The following is a 23,358-nucleotide window of genomic DNA, read 5'->3' as shown; positions in this document are numbered from 1 at the left end:
GGAAAGGGATTTGCTATGAAGCTTGGAATCGTAGGTTTACCTAATGTAGGTAAGAGTACACTGTTTAATTCACTGACAAAGGCAGGCGCAGAATCTGCCAATTATCCATTTTGTACCATTGACCCCAATGTGGGTGTGGTTACAGTGCCGGATGAAAGGCTGGGCCTTCTGGGAGAGTTTTATCATTCTAAAAAGGTAACTCCGGCAGTGATCGAGTTTGTAGATATAGCAGGACTTGTAAAGGGGGCATCCAAGGGAGAGGGGCTTGGCAACCAGTTCCTTGCCAATATCCGTGAGGTGGATGCGATCGTTCATGTAGTCCGCTGCTTTGAAGACTCCAATGTCATTCATGTGGACGGAAGCATTGACCCGCTGCGTGACATTGAGACCATTAATCTGGAATTGATCTTCTCTGATCTGGAGATCATGGAGAGAAGAATCGCAAAGGTGACAAAGACAGCCCGCATGGACAAAGAAGCTGCAAAAGAGCTGGATTTCCTCCAGAAGGTAAAACAGCATCTGGAGGAAGGTAAAATGGCAATCACCATGGAGCTGGAAAACGAGGACGAGGAAGGCTGGATGTCCACCTACAATCTTCTCACAGCAAAGCCGGTGATCTATGCAGCAAATGTTGCTGAAGATGACCTGGCAGATGATGGAGCCTCCAACAGCTATGTAGAAGCAGTGAGAAAATACGCTGCAGAGCAGAACAGCGAGATTTTCGTGATCTGTGCTCAGATCGAGGAGGAAATCTCAGAGTTGGATGAGGATGAGAAAAAAATGTTCCTGGAGGATCTTGGCCTTACAGAGTCAGGTCTGGAAAAGCTGGTAAAAGCAAGCTACAATCTCCTTGGTCTGATGAGCTTTTTGACATCAGGCGAGGATGAGACGAGAGCCTGGACCATCAAGATCGGGACAAAAGCTCCCCAGGCAGCAGGAAAAATCCACTCTGATTTTGAGCGTGGATTTATTAAAGCAGAAGTTGTCAATTATCAGGATCTTCTTGACTGCGGTTCCTACGCAGGAGCCAGAGAAAAGGGCCTGGTCAGAATGGAAGGTAAAGAATACGTTGTACAGGACGGCGATGTGATTCTGTTCCGGTTCAACGTATAATATAGGTGTTTTATGGATATGTCGATTCGTTTTCCCAATCTGGGCTTAAACCTGGGATATGTGGGAACATCCGTAAATCTGTTTGGGTTTCGGATAAGCTTTTACGGAATTTTGATCGCACTGGGAATGATCCTTGGACTTGCTTTTATCGTGCTGGAAGCAAAAAGGTGCAATGAGGATCAGGATGCCTATCTGAGCATGATGATCCTTTCCTTAATAACCGGTGTGGCAGGAGCACGTCTGTTTTATGTGGCTTTTTCCTGGAATCTGTACAAAGGAAATGTAATGCAGATTTTTAATATCAGAAGCGGTGGAATGGCTTTCTACGGAGCACTCCTGGGAGGCATCCTGGGAGCCGCGCTTTACTGCCGGATCCGCAAGCTGTCCTTTATGCAGATGGCAGATACTGCCAGTATGGGAATCCTCATCGGACAGATAATAGGAAGGTGGGGGAATCTCTTTAACAGAGAATCCTTCGGTGAGTACACAAACAATGTCCTTGCTATGCAGCTTCCGCTGTCCGCAGTCCGTTCCGGGGAAGTGACCTCAGCCATGCGTGAAAACCTGATCACCATAGGAGGCGTTTCCTATATTCAGGTACACCCATTGTTTCTATATGAAAGCCTCTGGTGCCTGTTATTGTTTCTCCTGCTTCTCGTATGGAAGCGGAAAAAACGTTTCCACGGTGAGATTTTCCTGCGCTACCTGTGCGGCTACGGCCTGGGCCGTTTCTTCCTGGAATGGCTCCGTACCGACAAACTCCTGATCCCCGGGACCTCCATCGGAATCTCCCAGGCAATCTCAGCAGTCCTGTTCATAATCTGCGGAATCGTAGTAATCGTGAAACGCTCCATGGCCAAAAAAAGGGCAGCCCTGAGAAAACGCAGGAGAGAACTGGTCTATGAAGCAGAAGAAAGAGCCGCCATCCAATCCGAAGACGATGAGCCAAAACCAGAAACAGAAACTACTACGGAAAATCAAAAAACTCCAAATCAAACTGAACACCCAGATCACAACCCGGGATCCCCTCTCCCACCCCCAAACCCTGAAACTGAGCCAAAAGCTTGACAATCTCATAAACAAATACCAAAACCTACCATAAAACCGGCTGCTTTCCCAAAGAAAGCAGCCAATTTTTATCCCCAAATCCCTATCCACCTGCATCCTTTAATTCCATCTATTTTATCCATTTCCACCCTCAAAACAGCGACACCCCACCAACGCACCGTCCCCAAAACCCTCTCTGTGCGTCATTACTCTTATGCAGGTACCAATCCGCCGTGTGACAGGCGGGCCAACAGGGGGAGCCAGGAGTGTGTTTGAAAATTCATTCCTGCAATCTGCACTTCCCACTTTGCGGTATATTTGCCCCGCACTCGGTCAGCGTAGCCCGCTACGCTTCCCTCATTTGGAGCAAATCTCCCACAAATTGTGAAGCACATCTTGCAGAAAGCAATTTTCAAACACACTCCCGGGGGCATTCGGCCTTCGCTCTCCGAGATTGCCCCCTCGCATATTTTCCCAGTTTTTAAAAAAACTCATTTCCCCCTTGTATTTTCCCTCCAAATGGTTTAGAATAAGCACATAAGTGGTAGAAAGTGGAGAATAGTGGTGGCAAATGGAGGCGAAGTGGCAGAGAAAACCATTGACACCCTGAAATACGAGGGGGAGACTCGTATTTCCTGAGAGTAGGTGAGTTACATGTTCATGGGTGAGTACAATCATACGATCGACGCGAAGGGGCGTCTGATTATCCCTTCCAAGTTCAGGGAACCCTTAGGGGAAGAGTTCGTTCTGACAAAGGGACTTGATGGTTGTCTTTTCATTTACCCGATGGATGAATGGGAAGCCTTTGAAGAGAAACTCAGAGCATTACCACTTACGAATAAAGACGCAAGAGCCTTCTCACGATTCTTTGTAGCAGGCGCTACCACATGCGAGCTGGACAAGCAGGGGAGAATTCTCGTACCGCAGACGTTACGTGAATTCGCTGGTCTGGATAAGGATGTGGTCCTCACCGGTAACTTAAACCGGGTTGAAGTCTGGAGCAAAGAGAAGTGGAGCGAAAATTGTAATTATGACGATATGGACAGCATTGCAGAAGGCATGGAGAAAATGGGAATCGTCATTTAATACGGATAGCCAGGTAAGATCCAACAGGAGACGGAAATGGAATTCAAACACAAATCTGTATTACTGGAAGAAACCATTGACGGCTTAAGGGTAAAGCCGGATGGAATCTACGTGGATGGCACTCTGGGAGGCGCGGGACATGCCCTTGAGGTATGCAGGAAACTTTCTGCCAAGGGGAGATTTATTGGCATAGATCAAGACCAAGATGCAATAATTGCTGCGAGTGAACGGCTGGCCGCCTTTGAGCAGGCGACAATCATTCGCAGCAATTATTGTTACATGGTGAATGAACTTGCCGCCCGCGGAATCCATAAGGTTGATGGAATCCTTCTGGATCTGGGAGTGTCATCGTACCAATTGGACAATGAGGAGCGCGGCTTTACCTACCGGGTGGATGCACCGCTGGATATGCGGATGGACCAGAGGCAGAGCCAGACAGCCAGCGACATTGTAAATGGTTACGAGGAAAAAGAATTATACCGTATCATCCGTGATTACGGAGAGGATAAATTTGCAAAAAACATTGCCAAGCACATTGTAGCGGCGCGGCAGAAGTCGCCCATCACCACTACAGGAGAGCTGACAGAGATCATTCGTGGGGCGATTCCCATGAAAATACAGGCTACAGGCGGACATCCGGCGAAACGGACGTTTCAGGCCATCAGGATCGAACTGAACCGGGAACTTGATGTGCTTCGGGATTCCCTTGATGGGATGATCGATATTTTAAATGACGGAGGCAGGCTTTGCATCATTACCTTCCATTCATTGGAGGACCGGATCGTAAAGACGATTTTTCGAAAAAATGAAAATCCCTGCACCTGTCCAGCCGATTTTCCGGTATGTGTATGCGGAAAGAAATCTATGGGGAGAGTCATCACCAGGAAGCCAATCCTTCCCAGTGATGAGGAGATGGAGGAAAATCCGCGTTCCAAAAGCGCAAAGCTGAGGATTTTTGAGAGAAGTTTGAAGGAGTAGGCTTTATAGGAAATATTATAAAAAGATTATGACGTTTCCTATAGAATATCAGAAGGGGTAAAACATGGCGAACACAAACAGACCTGCAACAGCGAGAAGAAACAGAGGCAGCGCCAGAAACTCCAGAGGAGTATATATCGAAGGAAATACTGCAAGAAGGCTTCAGGAGGTACCGGAGAGACGGTATTATACTGAGGAAGCACCTGTCAGAAAACAGGCAAAGCCTCAGAGAGCCGGACAGCAGGTTGTCAAAAAGGGCAGCCGGGCATTAAGCAGGGAAGCACAGAAAAACAGAGCAAAAGCCATGAGTATGAACCGCGGTTTTGTCGCGTTTATTGCTGTGGTGTCTGTGGCTGTTTTGTTCTGTTGCATTAATTACCTGCAGCTCAAGTCCCAGTATACAAGTAAGATGAGAGAAGTTGCATCCCTGGAATCCAGGTTATCGGAGCTTCGGGAGGACAATGACGCATATGAGAGCCAGGTTACTTCCAATGTGGATCTGACCAGGATTAAAAAGATTGCCATCGGCAGGCTGGGGATGAGATATCCGTCCGATGATCAGACGATGACATATACCACAGAGGGAGGAAGCTATATCAGACAGTACCAGGATGTTCCTGATTCAAAGTAGGTGATTAATTGGGCACTACCATGAAAAAAAATAAAAGAAAACCTGAGAGAAAAATCAATTATTCCATGAAGAAAAAGCTAGTAATGCTGTTTGGCGCCGTATTACTAGCTTTAGTCGGTTTGACGGCAAGAATCACGTATATCAACGCTACCAGTGGAGATAAGTACAAAAAACAGGTATTGAGCCAGGCACAGCAAAAGTACGAGAGCCGGGTGATGCCGGCAAAGCGCGGCGGTATTTATGACCGGAACGGAAACCTGCTTGCCACCAGCAATAAGGTATACAATGTAATCCTGGACTGCAAAACGGTCAATACAAACGAGAATTATATGGATCCGACGGTTCGCGCCCTGACAACTGTTCTGGGGCTGGACGAAGGGGATATCCGTACCAGGCTTACGGCAGAAGAAACAAAAAACAGTCAGTACCAGATCCTGAAAAAACAGATTTCCATGGATGACAAAAAGGCTTTTGAGGACTATGTTACGGTTTCTGAGGATGACAATCTGACAACAGAGCAGATCAAAGAAAAGAATAATGTAAAGGGTGTATGGTTTGAGGAGGATTATCTGAGAAGCTATCCCTTCAACGAGACTGCCTGTGATACCATAGGCTTTACTCTTTCCAGAGATGTTGCGGATATCGGGCTGGAGGGCTACTATAACAGCACTCTTACAGGCGTGGACGGAAGACAGTACGGATATTTCAACAGCAATGCGGATGTAGAGCAGACCATTGTAGCGGCTACAAACGGCAACAGCCTTGTGACTACCCTTGACATCGGCGCCCAGCAGATCGTGGAAAAATGGGTCAATGCTTTTAATGCCAGGATGGGCGCAAAAAATGTGGGCGTTATTGTAGAAGACCCCTCCACGGGAGAAATCCTGGCAATGGACGGCGGCGACCGCTATGATCTGAACAATCCCAGAGACATGTCCATGGTCCATTCGGAAGAAGAAATCAAAGCAATGAATGATGAGCAGACAGTGGAAGCGCTGAATGCCATGTGGAGCAATTACTGCATTACGGATGCCTATGAGCCTGGATCCGTAGTAAAGCCTATTGTCATGGCATCCGCCCTGGAAAAAGGAAGCATTTCTTCCACAGATACCTTCCTTTGCGACGGCTTCCAGAATTTTGGTGTGCCGGGCAATATTACTATGATCAAGTGTGCGGCTTACCCGGATGCCCACGGTACGGAAACGCTGGCTGAGGTAATTGCAAACTCCTGCAACGACGGTATGATGCAGATCGCATCGGCAATGGGAAGCGAGCAGTTTATCAAATGCCAGAGCGTGTTTAACTTTGGAAGCAGAACAGGAATCGACCTGCCCAATGAGGGAACAGGTATCATTCATACCACAGACACTATGGGAGAGACAGAGCTGGCTTGTTCCGCTTTCGGTCAGGGCTTTACCTGCACCATGATCCAGGAGATCAATGCTCTGTGTTCTGTTATAAACGGCGGTTATTATTATCAGCCCCATGTGGTGTCCCAGATCAAGGATTCCAACGGCGCGGTGATTAAAAACATCACCCCCACCCTGCTGAAGCAGACCATTTCCTCCAATATTTCTGCGGATATCCGCAGCTACATGCAGGCGAGTGTGGAGCAGGGTACCAGCCAGACCTCAAAGGTACAGGGCTACAGCTCAGGCGGTAAGACAGGTACGGCGGAAAAGTTCCCCCGAGGAAATAAAAAATATCTGGTATCCTTTATCGGATTTGCTCCGGTAGATGATCCGGCAGTGGTGATCTATGTAGTAGTGGATGAGCCAAACGCAGAGGACCAGGCAACCAGTACCTTTGCACAGTATATTGCACAGGGAATCCTGTCCGAGCTTTTGCCGTATCTCAATGTGGCTCCCGATGAGGCCAGCGATGGTTACGTGCCGGAGACAGATACGTGGGAAGAGCTTGACGGATTTTTGGATAACTCCGGAGATACGGTTCTGGATGAAAACGGAAATCTGATCAATGCAGACGGAAATCTTGTTGACTGGGACGGAAACCGTGTTGATGAAAACGGTTACCTTTTAAATTCAGACGGAAGCTATCAGCTTAACGAGAACGGTGAATATATCAAATCCGATAATCTGGATGGCATAGGAAGCGCAGCAGGAGGACTTCCCGAAGCAGTTTCCGACACCAGTGTTCCCGGCCCTCTGGAGGACGATTCAGACCCCATTCAGGGAAATGACATGGAAAGCGAAGGACTTACAAACGAGGAGGCCGGACTGGAATAGCCATGAATACCCCCGCGCAGACGCGTCATATATTAGTATGACACGTCCCTGCGGGGGATTTTTTATGAAAAAAAACATGACATTCCACAGGAAAAAGGTCTGGCTGGTCTTTCTTCTGTGCGGGGCAATGATGGTTGGGCTGATCGGACGGCTTGTTTATCTCATGGGTTTCCGTTCCGACTATTATTATGAAAAGGCGCAGGATCTGCATGAGAGGGAAAGAGATATCAAAGCCGCCCGTGGAGAGATTCTGGATGCCACAGGCAAGGTTTTGGCAGACAATAAGACCGTCTGCACCATTTCCGTGATCCACAGTCAGATCAAGGAGCCGGAAAAGGTGATCTCCGTTCTGGCAAAGGAGCTTTCCATGGATGAGGAGACGGTACGAAAACGGGTGGAGAAGGTTTCCTCTATTGAGAGAATCAAGACCAATGTGGAAAAAACAGTGGGAGATACCATCCGGAATTACGGCCTTTCCGGGGTAAAGGTGGATGAGGATTACAAACGGTATTATCCCTACGGTTCTCTGGCATCCAAGGTCTTAGGCTTTACAGGAGGGGATAATCAGGGCATCATCGGACTGGAAGTAAAATACGAGGAAATCCTAAAGGGAACGCCGGGAAAAATCCTTACTACCACCGATGCACGGGGTGTGGAGATCGATGAGATCGGAGAGAGCCGCATAGACCCTGTGGCGGGAGACAATCTGCAGATCAGTCTGGATGCCAATATCCAGGAGTTTGCACAGCAGGCGGCGTTAAAAGTCATGGAGGAAAAGCAGGCGGACCGGGTATCCATCCTTCTGATGAATCCTCAGAACGGAGAGATTTATGCCTGTGTCAATGTGCCGGAGTTTGATCTGAACAATCCCTTTGAGCTGAATACGGATGTGGACACATCGGGACTGAGCCAGCTGGAAAAGCAGGATCTTTTAAATCAGATGTGGAGAAATCCCTGTCTGAATGATACCTATGAGCCGGGTTCCACCTTTAAGATCATCACCATGTCAGCAGGACTTGAGGAGGGTGTGGTTTCCCTGAATGACAGCTTTTACTGTCCGGGGTATAAGCTGGTGGATGACAGACGGATCCACTGTGCCAACCGCAGGGGTCACGGCTCCCAGGATTTTGTACAGGGCGCGGAAAACTCCTGCAATCCTGTATTTATCGAGGTGGGGCTGCGTCTGGGAGTGGACAATTACTACAAGTATTTCCAGCAGTTTGGCCTTCTGAAAAAAACGGGCGTGGATCTGCCCGGTGAGGCAGGAACTATCATGCACAAAAAAGAAAGCATGGGTAATGTGGAGCTTGCAACGGTCTCCTTTGGTCAGTCCTTTCAGATCACACCCATTCAGCTTGCCACCACAGTCAGCTCTCTCATCAACGGGGGCAACAGGATCACCCCTCATTTTGGCGTTTCCGTATTAAGCCCGGATGGAACCTATGGGAAAAAGCTGGAATATCCGGTGGAGGAAGGAATCGTTTCGGCAGAAACCTCAGAGCTGGTAAGGGGAATCCTGGAAAAGGTGGTGTCCGAAGGCTCGGGCAGGAATGCGAAGATTCCCGGCTACACCATAGGAGGAAAGACGGCTACCTCCCAGACTTTGCCTCGAAGCGCGAACCGCTATATCTCCTCCTTTTTGGGCTTTGCCCCGGCTGAGGATCCGCAGATACTGGGAGTCTGCATTATCCATGATCCGCAGGGAATTTACTACGGCGGCACTGTAGCTGCCCCGGTCATCCGCAGCATTTTTGAGAATGTGCTTCCGTATCTGGGGATTGAAAAAACAGCGGAGGAGGAACCGGATGAGGAGCAGGAGTAGATACCGAAATTTCCGCCCAAGGGTTGATAATTAGGGGGAAAAGCCTTATACTATAAGATGCTTATAAACAAAAACGAAAGATTTAAAAGAGGTGTGAGGATGGAATTTCATATTGTGATCCCGGTGCTGATCTCCTTTGCGATCAGCGCTGTATTAGGCCCAATCATTATCCCCTTTCTGCGGAAGCTTAAGATGGGACAGACAGAGCGCGTGGAAGGCGTGCAGTCTCATCTGAAAAAAGCAGGAACTCCTACTATGGGAGGTGTGATTTTTCTTATTTCCACAGTGATCACGGCACTGTTTTACGTGAAGGATTATCCGAAGATCATCCCGGTGCTGTTTCTGACACTGGGATTTGGGATCATCGGTTTCCTGGACGATTATCTGAAGGTGGTGCTCCGCCGCTCTGACGGTCTTCTGGCGTGGCAAAAATTTCTCCTTCAGATCGTAGTAACCGGAATTTTTGCATTTTATCTTGTGCGCTACACAGATATTTCCCTGACCATGCGGATTCCCTTCTGGAGCGGACATTATCTGAATCTTGGGGTGCTCACCATACCGGTTATGTTTTTTGCAGTGATCGGAACTGTGAATGGCGTAAACTTTACGGACGGTCTGGACGGTCTGGCATCCAGTGTGACCATGATCGTGGCAGTGTTTTTTACCGTGGTATCCATTGGTCTGGAATCCGGCATTGAGCCGATCACCTGCGCAGTTGTAGGCGGTCTGATGGGATTTCTTCTGTATAATGTGTACCCTGCCAGGATCTTTATGGGAGATACAGGCTCACTTGCCCTTGGCGGCTTTGTGGCGGGCGTGGCATATGTGATGCAGATGCCATTGTTTATCCTGATCGTGGGTCTGATCTATCTGGTGGAGGTGCTTTCTGTCATGATACAGGTATCCTACTTTAAAGCCACCCACGGCAAAAGGATCTTTAAGATGGCTCCGATCCACCATCATTTTGAGCTTTGCGGATGGTCTGAGACCCGGGTGGTCGCTGTCTTTTCCATTGTGACTGCTATTATGTGCCTCATCGGTCTTCTGGCACTGTAAGGAGGATAAAGAATTATGGAATTAAGCGGAAAAAAAGTCCTGGTTTTCGGAGCGGGAAAAAGCGGTATCGGTGCGGCTGACCTGCTTGGCGCCGTAGGTGCCTGTCCGGTCATTTATGACGGAAAAGACGACCTGGACAAGGAAGCTGTGATACATAAAACTACAGGAAACTATCAGCTTGAGATCTATGCAGGCAGCCTTCCGGCAGAAGTTCAGGAAAGTCTGGACCTGGTAGTCTTAAGCCCCGGAGTCCCCACAGATCTGCCATTGGTAAAAAGCTTTTACGACCAGGGGCTGCCTGTATGGGGAGAGGTGGAGCTTGCCTATCAGACCGGTAAAGGTCAGGTTTTGGCCATTACTGGAACAAATGGCAAAACCACTACAACAGCTCTTCTGGGAAAGATCATGGGAGATGCCCGTCCATCCGTATTTGTGGTGGGAAACATCGGAACGCCCTATACCTCCAGAGCGCTGGAGATGACGGAGGAAACCGTAACGGTAGCGGAGATCAGCAGCTTTCAGTTGGAGACCATTGAAAAATTTGCTCCAAAGGTCAGCGCGATCCTGAATATCACAGAGGATCATCTGAACCGTCATCATACCATGGAGGAATACATCCGGGTAAAAGAGCTGATCACCGAAAACCAGACTCCGGATGATGTATGTGTGCTGAATTACGAGGATGAAGTCCTGCGGGAATTCGGAAAGACAGCCGTTCCCAGGGTAATATATTTCTCCAGCGTGAGAAAGCTTGAAGAGGGCATTTATCTGGACGGTGACCTGATCGTGCTGAAAACGGAAAAAGAAGAGATCCCTGTGGTAAGAACAGGTGAGCTGAAGCTTCTGGGCCAGCACAATTTTGAAAATGTAATGGCTGCGGTTGCCATGGCGTATTATGCGGGCGTGGAGATGGACAGCATCCGTAAGAGCATCTGTGAGTTTACTGCCGTAGAGCACAGGATCGAATATGTGACAGAGAAAAACGGCGTGGCATATTACAATGACTCCAAGGGAACCAACCCGGATGCCGCCATCAAAGGCATTCAGGCAATGAACCGGCCAACTCTGCTGATCGGCGGAGGCTATGACAAGGAATCCAGCTATGATGAGTGGATCCAGTCCTTTGACGGCAAGGTGCGCTATCTGGTGCTGATCGGTCAGACAAAGGAAAAGATCAAGGCGGCTGCGGAGAAAAACGGCTTCCATGATATTATTCTGTGCGAGGATCTAAAAGAGGCGGTGCAGGTATGCGCGGAAAAAGCAGTTCCCGGCGATGCGGTGCTCCTCTCTCCGGCGTGTGCAAGCTGGGGCCAGTTTGATAATTACGAACAGCGGGGAGACATGTTCAAGGAATATGTGAGAAGCCTGCAGCTATAATCCAGTCATATATCCGGGCTGAGCCTTCATATGTTTAAATAAGGCCGCATCCGGGAGAGTGTCCATGGCACGGAAAAAAGAAAAACAGACATATAGAGCAGATATGACATTGCTGGCACTGGTCTTGCTTCTGGTGGTGTTCGGTCTTGTCATGCTGTTTTCTACCAGTGAATATAATGGCAGAGTGCGTTTCCACGACTCTGCCTATTATTTTAAGAAACAGTTATTTGCCACAGCGCTGGGACTTTTGGCAATGTATGTGGTATCCCGGATGGATTACCGTTTTTTTGCCAGACTTGCCCCGGCTGCTTATCTTTTATCCATGGGATTATCGACTGCGGTACTCCTGTTTGGGCAGGAGATTAACGGCTCCAAACGGTGGCTGAACCTGGGACCGTTATCCTTCCAGCCGTCGGAGTTTGCGAAGGTTGCGGTAATACTGTTTCTGGCGTGGCAGATTGACAGGACAGAGAGGAACACGGCAGGCTTTTGGTTCATGTGCAGAACTATGCTGACGCTTTTGCCAATTGTTGGTCTGGTAGGTTCCAACAACTTAAGCACCGCGATCATCATCCTGGGAATCGGTGTGATCCTGATCTTTGTATCCAACCCCAAATATGCACAGTTTATTGGCCTTGGAGCAGCGGGAGTGGGATTTGTGGCTGTCTTTCTGGCAGCGGAGAGTTACCGTCTGGAACGTCTTGCCATCTGGAGAAATCCGGAAAAATATGAAAAGGGCTTCCAGACCATTCAGGGACTGTACGCCATCGGAAGCGGCGGACTGTTTGGCAGAGGGCTTGGAAGCAGCCTGCAAAAGCTGGGATTTGTGCCGGAAGCCCAGAATGATATGATTTTTTCCATTATCTGTGAGGAGCTGGGGCTTGTGGGGGCGTCCGCGCTCATCGTAATCTTCGGACTGCTTTTGTGGCGGCTGTGTGTGATCTCACTCCATAGCCGGGATCTGCTGGGTTCTCTCATTTGTGCGGGTATCATGGGGCACATGGCGATCCAGGTGATCTTAAATATCGCAGTTGTTACAAACACGATCCCAAATACAGGTATTACCCTTCCTTTTATCAGCTACGGCGGCACCTCAGTGGTATTTCTTCTGGGAGAAATGGGGCTGGCATTAAGCGTCAGCAGTCACAATCAGCCTCCTCCTGCATATGATAGAAGGTAAGAGGCCCTTTAGGAGTGAAAGGCTTGAATGATCACATTCGCATTGCCGGGGGAAAGCCCCTGGAAGGGACAATTTCCATACAGGGCTCGAAAAATGCGGCACTGCCGATGATGGCAGCATCCCTTTTGCACAGAGGAGTCAGTGTGCTTAAGGGCTGTCCAAGAATTGCCGACGTATTGTGTATGGAGGAAATCCTTCAAAGACTGGGCGCTGTGACCTGGTGGGAAGGACATGATTTATATATGGACTGTACGGATGCGGACAAAACAGAGATTCCCGCTGCGTTTACGGGAAAGATGCGTTCCTCTGTTGTTTTGCTGGGAGCAATGCTTTCCAGGAGCGGACGGGGATATCTGGGGTATCCGGGTGGATGCGTCATTGGGAAAAGACCTATAGACCTTCATCTTATGGTTTTGAGAAGCCTTGGGGCGGAGATTGAGGAAAGACCTCAGGGCATTGCTGCCTCATGCAAAAGATTTCAGGGTGCAGAGGTCACATTTCCAAAAAGAAGCGTAGGCGCCACTCAGCAGGGAATCCTGGCCGCCGTACTTGCCAGGGGAGAAACGGAGCTTCTGAACTGTGCCTGCGAGCCGGAGGTGAAATGGCTTTGTGTATATCTGAGATCCATGGGCGCCGTGATCCGGGGAGAGGGGACCAGCAGGATCCTCATTACGGGCATAGAGAGCCTGGGCGCAGGTAATATGCAGGTTCCGCCGGACCGCATTGTAGCGGGGACCTATATTTGCGCCGCTGCCATTACCCGGGGAAAGATCGTTCTGGAAAACCATCCGGAGGGAGAGCTGGACGCATTCCTGGAAGTATATCGGAAAATGGGTGGACAATATCAAGGGAAGAGTGGTAAACTAATAGTCGACGGGACGGGGATCAAAAATCCGGTTGCATTTTTGGAGACAGAGGTGTATCCTGGATTTCCTACGGATCTGCAGTCGCCGCTTATGGCAGTCCTGGCTACGATTCCGGGAAAGAGCCGGATCCGGGAACAGATTTTTGAGGATCGGTATAAAGCGGCAGAGGAGCTTGTGCGGATGGGAGCACATATACGGATCGAGGGCAGAGATGCCCTGATCGAAGGGGGATATCCCCTTCGTGGCTGTAGGGTGTATGCGCGGGAGCTTCGGGGAGGAGCGGCTTTGATACTGGCGGCACTGGCAGCAGAGGGAACTACCTGTGTGGAGGGATATTCCTTTATACGGCGGGGATACGAGCATATCTGCCAGGATTTGGGGATATCAGGAGTTGAAGGAACAGAAATTTATGAGAGCATCCAATTACCGTAAGAAGCTATTGATCAGTAAAAAAACAAAGAAAATGATATGGGGAGCCCTGGCAGCAGTGATACTGGCAGGAATTATCTTTTTTTTCGCTTATTTCCGCGTTACCTCTGTGGAGCTGATGGGCTCCACACGCTACTCGGATGAGGAGATCAAAGAGCTGGCGCTTCAGGGCCCCTTTTCGGATAATTCGATCCTGGCAGCTTTGCTCTATGCTCACAAAGAGGTGGAGGATGTCCCCTTTGTGGAGGGCATTCACATTACCAGGATCAACCACAATACGATCTGCATCAGCGTGAAGGAAAAAAAGGCGGTTGGCTGTATTCCCTATCTGGACAGTTATATTTATTTTGACCGCAACGGCGTTTTTATCGAAAGCTCCAGGACAAGGGACGAGAGCATTCCCTATTTTGACGGCATTGAGGTGAATCAGGTGATCATGAACGAGAAGCTGCCCATAAAAGGGACAACCATTCTGAACACAGCGGTAGCCCTGGCGACGATCTTCCAGAAAAATGATAAGGTGCCGGATCACATTGAATTTGACAGCAATTACCAGATCAGCCTGGTTTACGGAAATATCACCGTGATGCTGGGAAAGGACAAGTATCTGGAGGACAAGATGAACCGGGCGCTTGCCATCCTTCCCAAGATTTCCGGGGAAACAGGGATCCTTCATTTGGAGAATGTGACAGACAGCGTAAAGACCATCACCTTTGAGCGCGAGGTGGAGGAGGTGACTGCGGAGAACTGGAACGGCGGCTACGACGAAAACGGCGATTATACCGGGGACGGAGAGTACGACGAGGATGGAAAGCATGTAGGGCCGAAACCGATGACAGAGCTTGACTATGCCCTTGCGAACTGGCATGGAGGCTATGACGAGGAGGGGGACTACACCGGAGAAGGGGAGTACGACGAAAACTGGAATTATGTAGGACCAAAGCCCACTGCGGAAAGCATTGCGGCAAACGGGGACTGGCACGGCGGTTACATGGAGGACGGAAGCTATACCGGATACGGGGAGCTTGACAGGGAAGGAAACTATGTTGGTCCGAATCCCAATGAAACCAGTGACGATGGAAGCGAAGATGACGAATTTTCGTGAAAAAAGTATAAAAAAACAAAATTAGTAGTTGATTAATTTCTAAAAAAAATATATGATATATCTATATGTAGCTTGATACAAAAAATATACTGGACATGGATATCAGGTAGAAATAAAGGAGGAAGTACATTGTTAGAGATAATGTCAAACGAGGCAGAATCATCTGCAAAGATTATCGTAATCGGCGTGGGTGGAGCCGGAAATAACGCAGTAAACAGAATGGTGGAAGAAGCCATCGGCGGAGTAGAGTTTGTAGGTGTCAATACCGATAAGCAGGCTTTGACTCTGTGCAAAGCTCCAACTGTACTTCAGATTGGTGAAAAAATTACAAAAGGTCTTGGTGCCGGAGCACAGCCAGAGGTAGGACAGAAGGCTGCAGAAGAGAGCATCGAAGAAGTAAAACAGCTTATGGAAGGTGCGGATATGGTATTCGTAACCTGCGGTATGGGCGGCGGAACCGGTACAGGTGCTGCTCCTGTCATTGCTGCAGCAGCAAAGGAGATGGGTATCCTGACAGTAGGCGTTGTTACCAAGCCTTTCCGTTTTGAAGCAAAGACCCGTATGAACAATGCCCTTGCAGGTATTGAGAATCTGAAGAAAGCAGTGGATACTTTAATCGTAATCCCGAATGATAAATTACTGGAGATCGTTGACCGCCGGACAACCATGCCGGAGGCTCTGAGAAAAGCAGACGAGGTTCTGCAGCAGGCCGTACAGGGAATCACAGACCTGATCAATCTGCCTGCACTGATCAACCTTGACTTTGCAGATGTACAGACTGTTATGACAGACAAGGGCATCGCCCACATCGGTATCGGCGAGGCAAGAGGCGACGACAAGGCTATGGAGGCTGTTCAGCAGGCCGTATCCTCACCGCTTCTGGAAACAACCATCAAGGGAGCTACCCACGTCATCATCAATATTTCCGGTGACATCTCCCTCATGGACGCAAACGATGCCGCAAGCTATGTGCAGGAGCTGACAGGAGAGGATGCAAACATCATCTTCGGTGCTATGTATGACGATTCCGTAGCTGATTATGCAAGGATCACCGTAATCGCCACAGGCTTAACCGACGCAGCACAGTCCACCAGCCCATTCGGCAGCAGAAGCAGCAACGCTTCTTTCGCAAATAAGAGACCCACTGCCAGCACCGGAAACATGAATCTGAACATGCCAAGCTTCAGCATGCCCACTATGAATGCAACCCCATTCACACCAAAAACACCGTCCAGCACGGTACAGAAAAAAGACATCCAGATTCCGGATTTCTTAAGAAACCGCTAAATCTCCAATAAACACTCACACCCGGGTCCCTACCCGGGTGTTTTTTTAAAGGAAAGTACTCCATTTGGTTCCACGTGAAGATTTGCTGAACCTTCCTTTGAAACAAAAAGCGCAGCTTACGCTGCGAGGATGCACACTGCGGCGGAAAGCGGGGCCAAAAGGGGGAGCGCGAGGGGGAATGCGGCCTTCGCAACTCCGAGCTTTCCCCCTCGCACCTACAACAAAAGTACACCACAAAATCTATCAAAAGTATACCCTTTATCTGCTAAGATAAAATCATCATAACTGTTAATATGGAGGTAAACCCATGAAAAAGAAACTCAGAACATACAGCGGTACCTTAAATCCCCAGGTCAGCGCCCGCGAACTCCGAAACCGCCAGGTTGCAAAAGAAGCCGCAGCAGCAGGAATGGTCCTTCTCAAAAACGAAAACCATTTACTCCCTTTTGAAAAAGGAAAAAGCCTCGCCCTATTCGGCGGCGGCGCCGTTAAAACCATCAAAGGCGGAACCGGTTCAGGCGATGTAAACGAGAGAGAGTCTGTGACAATCCTTCAGGGCCTGGAAAACGCAGGCTTTGTAATCACCACCATGGACTGGCTGAAGGATTACGAAAAAGAGTATGCAGATGCCAGATCAGCATGGAAAAACAAAATTTTCGAAAAAGCAAGCGGAGCAGACGGAATGCAGTTTTTCTATGCCTATTCGGAAACGCCCTTTACTGTTCCGGCAGGAAGAGAAATCACGGAATCGGATATTAAAGATGCGGATACCGATACGGCGGTTTTCGTGATCAGCAGGATCGCAGGAGAAGGAGCAGACCGCTTTGCACAGCCGGGGGATTACTACCTCACGGAAAAAGAGGAAAAAAACCTGGAATTTGTATGCAGCCATTTTGAGCATGTGCTCCTGATCCTTAACACCGGCGCGCAGGTGGATTTAAGCTGCCTGGAAAAATACCCAAATATCGAGAGTGTTCTGTATATGGTACAGGCCGGCATGGAGGGCGGAAATGCCCTGGCTGATATTCTCAGCGGAGCAGCAGTCCCCAGCGGAAAGCTGACCGATACCTGGGCCGTAAAATACGAGGATTATCCCACAGCAGCGCATTTCAGCCACAATGACGGAAATGTGGATAAGGCGTATTATGAGGAAGGCATTTATGTGGGTTATCGCTATTTTGACAGCTTTGAGGTAAAACCGCGGTATTCCTTTGGCTTCGGCCTTTCTTATACGGATTTCCGAATCTCCGGCAGGGAAGAGGTTTTAAGTACAGATCAGGAAGAACAGAAGATCACTGTGAAATTAAACGTCACAAATACAGGAAAGTCCTATGCAGGAAAAGAAGTGGTACAGGTCTATGCCACTTGTCCGCAGCAGGGGCTCCCAAAGGAATTAAAAAGGCTGTGCGGCTTTACAAAAACAGAGCTTTTAAAGCCTGATGAAAGTGAAGCCGTGGAGATTTCTTTCCCGGTAAAGGCACTGGCATCCTTTGATGAAGAAAAAAGTGCATGGCTCCTGGAGGAAGGTCTGTATGGAATCTGGGCAGGAAATTCCTCGGATAACCTTACTTTGTACGGCGCGCTGGAGGTGGAAAAGGATTCCATAGTGGAAAAGACCACTCCAATCTGTGAATTGCAGGAGGATCTGTGCGAAGAGCTTCATTCTCTTCAGGTGGGAGAAGCCTTTGAGGAAAAATGGCACGGCGAGCTGGAAGAAAAGAAGCTTCCAAAGCTCTCATTGACTGTAAAGGAAGAAAAGCTTCCCGTATATCAGGAGTGTGAGGCTGAGAGGATGGCCTGGGAGCTGACAGAAAAGCTGAACGATGAGGAATTGATACATATGGTGATCGGAGAAATCGCCAAGGGACAGACCAGCAGCGCGTTAGGTTCTGCGGGAATTATGGTTCCCGGCGCGGCAGGAGAGACAAGCTCCGTTCTGGATGAAAAATACGGAATCCCCGGAATGCCTATGGCAGACGGCCCGGCAGGGTTGCGCCTGATCCAGAAATACCAGGTGTCAAATGAGGACGGCTCCGTTTATTCCCAGGGCTTCCTGGATGCCATTGAAGGAGGATTTTTTGCAGAGCATGTGGAGCATGAGAATGCGTCCACTTACTATCAGTTCTGTACGGCGATTCCGGTAGGAGCTTTGCTTGCCCAGACCTGGGATGTGAAACTGATGGAAAAGGTGGGAAAAGCAGTTGGCGAGGAGATGCAGGAATTCGGCATTACCTGGTGGCTGGCACCTGGCATGAATATCCACCGTGACCCGCTCTGCGGCAGAAACTTTGAGTATTATTCCGAGGATCCGGTTGTCAGCGGTGTGATGGCGGCTGCCATGACAAAGGGGGTTCAGGCAGGTGATGGGATTGGTACGACCATCAAGCATTTTGCCTGCAATAATCAGGAGGACAACCGAAAGGGTGCGGACAGTATCCTGTCAGAGCGTGCACTTCGCGAGATCTATCTGAAGGGCTTCGAGATTGCAGTAAAAACCTCACAGCCTATGGCGGTTATGACCTCCTACAATCTTGTAAACGGGGTCCATTCAGCAAACAGCTATGACCTGTGTACTAAGGTCCTGAGAAAAGAATGGGGATTTCAGGGCGTCGTTATGACAGACTGGACCACTACAGATGCAGACGGCGGAAGCCTGCCATGGAAATGTATGGCAGCAGGCAATGATCTGATCATGCCAGGATGCCAGGAGGACCTGGACAGCATCCGGACAGCGCTTGCCGACGGAAGTCTTTCCAGAGATGAGCTGAAGGCGTGTGTGGCAAGACTTCTTACCATCGCATACCAGTCAAATTGCTTTGAAGAGGCAAAAAGCTATAGCGAACAGCTTGAAGGGCGCAGAGGATGATAAGTAAAAAACAAGGATATATATATCTGTTTTTGACATTTGTTTTGTGGGGCAGTCTGTATGTAGTGAGTAAATATACACTTGGAAAGCTACCGCCATTTACCATTTCCTTTGTACGTTTTGTCATTGCGTTTTTAACTCTATGTGTACTGCAGGGAAAAACGAAAAAGAAAATGGACAGGAGGGATTATAAATATGTACTGCTCATTGGAGGAGCGGGATATTTTATCGCTGTGGGTGCGCAGCTTCTGGGAACAAAATATGCAGGAGCTTCGATTGCATCCCTGATCAACTCTCTGAATCCTGTGACAATGACCTTATTTGCCATGTTTCTACTGGGAGAAGCGGTTACCTTTGGGAAAATAGCCGGTATTTTTCTGGCGCTGTCAGGGGTATATGTGATTCTTGGATCAGGAGGCGAAGGGGCCGGGATGAATGGAATTCTGCTGTCTCTGTTTTCCGTAGTACTCTGGTCTGTCGTATCGGTCATGTCAAGAAAGGTAACACAAAATTACGAGCCTCTGCAGATTACGAGAAACAGCGCGGGAGTGGCAGCCATGCTTTACTTGCCTGTATGTCTGTGGGAGGTGCAGGCAGAAGGTGGGCTCCACCCGGATTTTTCATGCGTGGCAGCATTGGCTTATATGGGCATTCTATGTACAGGGCTTGCTTATCTTTTGTGGAACAAGAGCCTTTCTGTTTTGGAGGCCGGAACATGCTCTGCCTTCTATCCGATACAGCCGCTGGTATCAGCGGGACTGGGAATTATTTTCCTTGGGGAAAAAATCAGAATGACCTTCTGGACAGGGGCAGTTCTGATCGTAGCTGGTGTTCTGGTAAACCTATTGTCAGGCAGCAGGAAAAAAGCAGTGGAAGATTATACTCCGTAAAAACGAGAAGGACCGGGAAAAGGCACTTAAGCCTTTTCCTGGTTCTTTTCTGCCTGAAGGCGGTATTGCTCCGGGGTTATGCCCGTTTTCTTTTTAAATACCCGGAAGAAATACTTCACGTTATCGTAGCCCACAGCCCTGGCAACCTGATACATTTTCCGCTGGGAGCCTGCCAGAAGCTCCTTAGCTTTTTCTATGCGGATGCTGTTCAGGTAATCTACAAACTTTTCTCCTGTCTTAGCCTTAAACAGCGTACTTAAATAGCTTCGGTTGATGTAAAAGAGATAGGAGATATATTCCTGGGTAATATCTTTCTGGTAATTGCGCTCCATGTAAACCTTGATGTTCTCAATGACATCATCTCCCGCATAAACACTCTGGCTTTGGAGCAGGGAAGCCAGATTCAGGAAAAACTGCAGATAATACTTTTTCAGGTCATCCACATGGAAAATACGGTTCACCACATTCTGCATGCTGTTGGAGCCAGGCTTGTCATTTGTCTGGTTCATGTAGTAATTCAAAATCAGCCGGCACTGGTCCGAGAGAAGATAGCAGTGATACTTGGCATCCGAAAGGGTGAAATCGGGAATGGTCCGGTAATAGCAAAACAGCTCATTGGTCATTTCCTCCACAGCAGAGGTCATTCCCGATTCAATACGGAACAGGAATTCATCCTGCTTGTCCCAGGTGATGCTGCGGGGATTGGACTCCTGATAGTAGTAATAGTTGGAGGGCTGATCCGAAAGCTTCTGGTGATTCAAGGCAGCAGCCGTTTCCTGGAATGCTGTGTTCAATTGTTCCAGATTGTTGTGAGTCCGGCTGACGCCTGCCAGCACGGGAGTTTTACAATCTTCAGCCCATGGGATGAATGCCTCGATAACCTGCTGGGTGAGCTGTCTGTTGGGCAGAATGCTGTCCTCCGGGATAAAGAGGAGGAGAAAGCCCATCCGTTTATCCGAAGGATTTCCAAGATACAGAGCCAGATCTCCGAAGCCATGATCTGTCACCCATTCCTGTATGGCCTGTTCCTGAGGAACCTCCGTGAAATAGAAGGTGATGAGAATGAAATCGTGAAGCTGGTTGATGAAATTAAGTTTTTGTGAGGAAATGGATGTGGTATCGGTATGATAGCCCAGGATCAGGCTGCGCAGTATTTGCAGGTCATATTCGTAATAAGCCGCTTCTTTTTCCTCTTCACTGTTGGAAAGCTGGGTGCGGATGGCATTCTGGTCCTCCAGCCGTTTGAGAGCATCACTCATACATTTCTGTATAGCCTCTTTTCCAAAAGGCTTCAGGACATAATCAATGGCCTGGGCGGAAATCGCCTGCTTGATATAATCAAAGTCCCGGTATCCGCTGATCACGATCAAAGGAAGGTTCGGATAGTTTTCCGCAAGGTAGGGCAGCAGTCTGGTACCGTCCATAATGGGCATCTGCATGTCAAGGACAACAATGTCAGGATGAAGCTCCTTGATCTTCTCAATGCCATCCTGACCGTTTTCTGCCTCACCGATGCAAGTGACCTGATCTTCCATAGCAGAAAGCTTCTTTATGGTCCCTTTCCGTATCAATTCTTCATCGTCAATAATTAAATAGGTGTACATGATCTGTTGTCCTCCTTTGCAATCAGGGGAAGCCTGATCTGGATGGAAGTGCCCTGGTTTTGGCAGCTTCTGATGGTGAGGCCATAACCGCGGCCGTAATAAAGTTCAATTCGGGAGTGTATATTTTTCAAACCAATGCTCTGTTTGTTGCGGTGACCAAGCTCTGTAAAGGAGGGTTCCTCTTTCAGCTTACGGGTAAGGCTTTCCAACTGTTCTTGCGTCATTCCCTGACCATTGTCTGATACTTCCAGCAATATACAGTTGCCTTCCAGCCAGCCCCGGATCATAATGGTATCACCGATCGTGCAGTATTTCAGTCCGTGATAGAGTGCATTTTCTACAAGAGGCTGTAAGATGAGTTTTAGTACCTTCTGGCTTTTCAGGGAATTTTCCATCTCAATGAGGAGTTGGAAACGGTTGCTGTACCGGATCTGCTGAATGGCAACATAGTCTGATACATGCCCAAGCTCCTGCGCAATGGTAACAAGCTCGCTTTGGGTTTTTATGGTGTAGCGAAACATATTTCCAAGAGCCAGCGACATGGTGGCGATCTGTTCGTTATCCTCAAGTTCTGCCATACTGTTGATGGACTCCAGGGTATTAAAGAGAAAATGGGAGTTGATCCTTGCCTCCAGGGACTTCATCTGGGCATCCAGGATCACAAGCCTGTCCTCGTAATCCTTTTTGACGGAGGCATTCAGCTCCTCCACCATGGAATTGTATTCATTGTAAAGAGTACCGATCTCGTCTGTCCTGTTCAGATAGCGCCCTGTCATTTCCAGACTGTGTCCCTTTTGGCTTGCCATCTTGCGGCTCAGATGCTCAAGGGGATAAACGAGGTTTTTGCTGAGTGCATAGGAAAGAAGGATAATGCCCAGGGCACAGGCTCCGGCGATAAGGATCAGAAGCATCGCGGTGAGGCTGAATTCATCAAATAAAGTGTCATAATCAATGACAGCCGTCAATCTTAAGGGGGAGATAGCCAGATCCTGTTTCATGATCTGGCGGTGTCTGTCGGGAAAATCGGAGGCAAAGCCATCAATATTGCTGTACAGAACAGCGGAAGTTTCTGTGTTGTCAATCGTCAGCAGAGCGATGTCCGGCATGGTGTTTACAAGGCTCAGATCAAAAATAGAAGGGTCATAGTTCAGGACAAGAACACCCAAAAACTCATGGGTATAGACATCCCGCAGGCTCTGGGCAAAGAAAACAGAGTCTTTATTTCCGGTGAACATTGTGTGTTTTCCAACAGGGCTTACGTACAGGCCGCCGTCCAGTTCTACGGTATCCTGATACCATCCATCCCCGGTGGGGTCATAGCGAAGCTGCAGTTCGCCGTTTCTGTGGGAGCTGCCGCCCAGGATCGCGCCGGAAGGAGTAAACACATAGATACTGTACAGGTCATCATAGGTATACAGAATATTCTGGCACATAAACTTGATATTCTGATTTGCCTTAAATTCGTCATAAGGATTGAACGGCTGCTGGGAATCGGAAAAATCCTGAAGATTTTCTACAATAGAAAAATCGCTGTCGGAGTAAAAGGTAAAGGTTCCGGCAGCCTGTTTAATGCCTTCCAGAACACCGTTGGCCTGTTCCAGGGCATTGTCGAATAAGGTTGAAGAAATGTCATCCATGCGCTGATGGATAATATCCCGGTAACGCCCATATGCAAACACAGTAAGGATCAGCAGCGGGATGATCGCAACGCTGGTAAAAATGCAGAATACTTTTGTACGGAGCTTCATGGAAAACCTCAAAATCTGAATAAAAAA

19 protein-coding genes and 1 pseudogene are annotated in these 23,358 nt (G+C 48.6%); 17 read left to right on the top strand and 3 right to left on the bottom strand.

Annotated features, from left to right (window positions below):
* Positions 1 to 15: 15 nt before the first annotated feature.
* From ychF to ACESZH_RS00475, 3 genes and pseudogenes are all read left to right on the top strand, one after another.
* Complete coding sequence (gene ychF, locus ACESZH_RS00485) at positions 16 to 1,113, top strand: redox-regulated ATPase YchF (protein WP_373216047.1); 1,098 nt, start codon at positions 16 to 18, stop codon at positions 1,111 to 1,113.
* A 12-nt stretch (positions 1,114 to 1,125) separates the two neighbouring features.
* A pseudogene (gene lgt, locus ACESZH_RS00480) lies at positions 1,126 to 1,968 on the top strand (prolipoprotein diacylglyceryl transferase); the annotation flags it as partial.
* 46 nt (positions 1,969 to 2,014) lie between these two features.
* Entirely contained in the window at positions 2,015 to 2,215 is a 201-nt protein-coding gene (locus ACESZH_RS00475; RefSeq protein WP_373216045.1) for an aspartyl-phosphate phosphatase Spo0E family protein, read from the top strand.
* Between the two features lie 157 nt (positions 2,216 to 2,372).
* Here the strand turns inward: ACESZH_RS00475 and ACESZH_RS00470 are convergent, their stop codons facing one another.
* A complete protein-coding gene (locus tag ACESZH_RS00470) occupies positions 2,373 to 2,555 on the bottom strand; it encodes a DUF6783 domain-containing protein (protein ID WP_373216135.1) in 183 nt (60 codons plus the stop codon).
* Between ACESZH_RS00470 and ACESZH_RS00465 the strand changes: the two genes are divergently transcribed.
* The 14 genes from ACESZH_RS00465 (at position 2,475) to ACESZH_RS00400 (ending at position 19,979) form a co-directional block, all read left to right on the top strand.
* Positions 2,475 to 2,645 carry a DUF6783 domain-containing protein gene (locus ACESZH_RS00465; protein WP_373216133.1) on the top strand — a complete coding sequence of 57 codons (171 nt, stop codon included), beginning with the start codon at positions 2,475 to 2,477 and terminating at the stop codon, positions 2,643 to 2,645. The two genes, ACESZH_RS00470 and ACESZH_RS00465, sit on opposite strands and share 81 nt — an antisense overlap.
* Before the next feature lie 169 nt (positions 2,646 to 2,814).
* The gene (gene mraZ, locus ACESZH_RS00460) at positions 2,815 to 3,246 is read left to right on the top strand and encodes a division/cell wall cluster transcriptional repressor MraZ (RefSeq protein WP_373216043.1); all 432 of its coding nucleotides are present in this window, start codon (positions 2,815 to 2,817) and stop codon (positions 3,244 to 3,246) included.
* A gap of 36 nt (positions 3,247 to 3,282) precedes the next feature.
* Positions 3,283 to 4,224 (top strand): 16S rRNA (cytosine(1402)-N(4))-methyltransferase RsmH, encoded by a 942-nt coding sequence (gene rsmH / locus ACESZH_RS00455; RefSeq protein ID WP_373216041.1) that lies wholly within the window; start codon positions 3,283 to 3,285, stop codon positions 4,222 to 4,224.
* A gap of 64 nt (positions 4,225 to 4,288) precedes the next feature.
* Complete coding sequence (locus tag ACESZH_RS00450) at positions 4,289 to 4,855, top strand: hypothetical protein (RefSeq protein ID WP_373216039.1); 567 nt, start codon at positions 4,289 to 4,291, stop codon at positions 4,853 to 4,855.
* A 20-nt stretch (positions 4,856 to 4,875) separates the two neighbouring features.
* Positions 4,876 to 7,101, top strand: coding sequence for a peptidoglycan D,D-transpeptidase FtsI family protein (locus tag ACESZH_RS00445; protein WP_373216037.1), 2,226 nt, complete (start codon positions 4,876 to 4,878; stop codon positions 7,099 to 7,101).
* Between the two features lie 64 nt (positions 7,102 to 7,165).
* Complete coding sequence (locus ACESZH_RS00440; RefSeq protein ID WP_373216036.1) at positions 7,166 to 8,923, top strand: peptidoglycan D,D-transpeptidase FtsI family protein; 1,758 nt, start codon at positions 7,166 to 7,168, stop codon at positions 8,921 to 8,923.
* Positions 8,924 to 9,022: 99 nt separating this feature from the next.
* Positions 9,023 to 9,979: a phospho-N-acetylmuramoyl-pentapeptide-transferase gene (mraY, locus tag ACESZH_RS00435; RefSeq protein ID WP_373216034.1), complete on the top strand. Its 957-nt coding sequence runs from the start codon at positions 9,023 to 9,025 to the stop codon at positions 9,977 to 9,979.
* 15 nt (positions 9,980 to 9,994) lie between these two features.
* The gene (gene murD, locus ACESZH_RS00430) at positions 9,995 to 11,356 is read left to right on the top strand and encodes a UDP-N-acetylmuramoyl-L-alanine--D-glutamate ligase (protein ID WP_373216032.1); all 1,362 of its coding nucleotides are present in this window, start codon (positions 9,995 to 9,997) and stop codon (positions 11,354 to 11,356) included.
* Positions 11,357 to 11,420: 64 nt separating this feature from the next.
* Positions 11,421 to 12,536, top strand: a complete 1,116-nt coding sequence (locus ACESZH_RS00425; protein ID WP_373216030.1) for an FtsW/RodA/SpoVE family cell cycle protein — start codon at positions 11,421 to 11,423, stop codon at positions 12,534 to 12,536.
* Between the two features lie 14 nt (positions 12,537 to 12,550).
* A complete protein-coding gene (gene murA, locus ACESZH_RS00420) occupies positions 12,551 to 13,834 on the top strand; it encodes a UDP-N-acetylglucosamine 1-carboxyvinyltransferase (RefSeq protein ID WP_373216029.1) in 1,284 nt (427 codons plus the stop codon).
* Complete coding sequence (locus tag ACESZH_RS00415) at positions 13,812 to 14,936, top strand: cell division protein FtsQ/DivIB (protein ID WP_373216028.1); 1,125 nt, start codon at positions 13,812 to 13,814, stop codon at positions 14,934 to 14,936. The genes murA and ACESZH_RS00415 overlap by 23 nt, the downstream gene beginning before the upstream one ends.
* 129 nt (positions 14,937 to 15,065) lie before the next feature.
* Positions 15,066 to 16,223, top strand: a complete 1,158-nt coding sequence (gene ftsZ, locus ACESZH_RS00410) for a cell division protein FtsZ (RefSeq protein WP_373216026.1) — start codon at positions 15,066 to 15,068, stop codon at positions 16,221 to 16,223.
* A gap of 307 nt (positions 16,224 to 16,530) precedes the next feature.
* Positions 16,531 to 19,089, top strand: a complete 2,559-nt coding sequence (locus ACESZH_RS00405; protein WP_373216024.1) for a glycoside hydrolase family 3 C-terminal domain-containing protein — start codon at positions 16,531 to 16,533, stop codon at positions 19,087 to 19,089.
* Positions 19,086 to 19,979 (top strand): DMT family transporter, encoded by an 894-nt coding sequence (locus ACESZH_RS00400; protein WP_373216022.1) that lies wholly within the window; start codon positions 19,086 to 19,088, stop codon positions 19,977 to 19,979. Before ACESZH_RS00405 ends, ACESZH_RS00400 begins: the two co-directional genes overlap by 4 nt.
* 26 nt (positions 19,980 to 20,005) lie before the next feature.
* Here ACESZH_RS00400 and ACESZH_RS00395 read toward each other — a convergent pair whose 3' ends face one another.
* Together ACESZH_RS00395 and ACESZH_RS00390 are read right to left on the bottom strand one after the other, a co-directional pair.
* Positions 20,006 to 21,583 carry a response regulator gene (locus ACESZH_RS00395; RefSeq protein ID WP_373216021.1) on the bottom strand — a complete coding sequence of 526 codons (1,578 nt, stop codon included), beginning with the start codon at positions 21,581 to 21,583 and terminating at the stop codon, positions 20,006 to 20,008.
* Complete coding sequence (locus ACESZH_RS00390) at positions 21,568 to 23,331, bottom strand: sensor histidine kinase (protein ID WP_373216019.1); 1,764 nt, start codon at positions 23,329 to 23,331, stop codon at positions 21,568 to 21,570. The genes ACESZH_RS00395 and ACESZH_RS00390 overlap by 16 nt, the downstream gene beginning before the upstream one ends.
* Positions 23,332 to 23,358 lie beyond the last annotated feature (27 nt).

This window comes from Ruminococcus sp. 5_1_39BFAA, assembly GCF_964240875.1.
Classification (GTDB): domain Bacteria; phylum Bacillota; class Clostridia; order Lachnospirales; family Lachnospiraceae; genus Blautia_A.
Note: the sequence above shows the minus strand (reverse complement) of the source record. Positions and strands in the feature narration are given on the sequence as shown.

Bases quoted from the DNA above. Each gene is read 5' to 3' on its own strand.
- ychF (WP_373216047.1), top strand. From the start codon at position 16: ATGAAGCTTGGAATCGTAGGTTTACCTAATGTAGGTAAGAGTACACTG.
- ACESZH_RS00475 (WP_373216045.1), top strand. From the start codon at position 2,015: ATGAAGCAGAAGAAAGAGCCGCCATCCAATCCGAAGACGATGAGCCAA.
- ACESZH_RS00470 (WP_373216135.1), bottom strand. From the start codon at position 2,555: ATGTGCTTCACAATTTGTGGGAGATTTGCTCCAAATGAGGGAAGCGTA.
- mraZ (WP_373216043.1), top strand. From the start codon at position 2,815: ATGTTCATGGGTGAGTACAATCATACGATCGACGCGAAGGGGCGTCTG.
- rsmH (WP_373216041.1), top strand. From the start codon at position 3,283: ATGGAATTCAAACACAAATCTGTATTACTGGAAGAAACCATTGACGGC.
- ACESZH_RS00450 (WP_373216039.1), top strand. From the start codon at position 4,289: ATGGCGAACACAAACAGACCTGCAACAGCGAGAAGAAACAGAGGCAGC.
- ACESZH_RS00445 (WP_373216037.1), top strand. From the start codon at position 4,876: ATGAAAAAAAATAAAAGAAAACCTGAGAGAAAAATCAATTATTCCATG.
- ACESZH_RS00440 (WP_373216036.1), top strand. From the start codon at position 7,166: ATGAAAAAAAACATGACATTCCACAGGAAAAAGGTCTGGCTGGTCTTT.
- mraY (WP_373216034.1), top strand. From the start codon at position 9,023: ATGGAATTTCATATTGTGATCCCGGTGCTGATCTCCTTTGCGATCAGC.
- murD (WP_373216032.1), top strand. From the start codon at position 9,995: ATGGAATTAAGCGGAAAAAAAGTCCTGGTTTTCGGAGCGGGAAAAAGC.
- ACESZH_RS00425 (WP_373216030.1), top strand. From the start codon at position 11,421: ATGGCACGGAAAAAAGAAAAACAGACATATAGAGCAGATATGACATTG.
- ACESZH_RS00415 (WP_373216028.1), top strand. From the start codon at position 13,812: ATGAGAGCATCCAATTACCGTAAGAAGCTATTGATCAGTAAAAAAACA.
- ACESZH_RS00405 (WP_373216024.1), top strand. From the start codon at position 16,531: ATGAAAAAGAAACTCAGAACATACAGCGGTACCTTAAATCCCCAGGTC.
- ACESZH_RS00400 (WP_373216022.1), top strand. From the start codon at position 19,086: ATGATAAGTAAAAAACAAGGATATATATATCTGTTTTTGACATTTGTT.
- ACESZH_RS00395 (WP_373216021.1), bottom strand. From the start codon at position 21,583: ATGTACACCTATTTAATTATTGACGATGAAGAATTGATACGGAAAGGG.
- ACESZH_RS00390 (WP_373216019.1), bottom strand. From the start codon at position 23,331: ATGAAGCTCCGTACAAAAGTATTCTGCATTTTTACCAGCGTTGCGATC.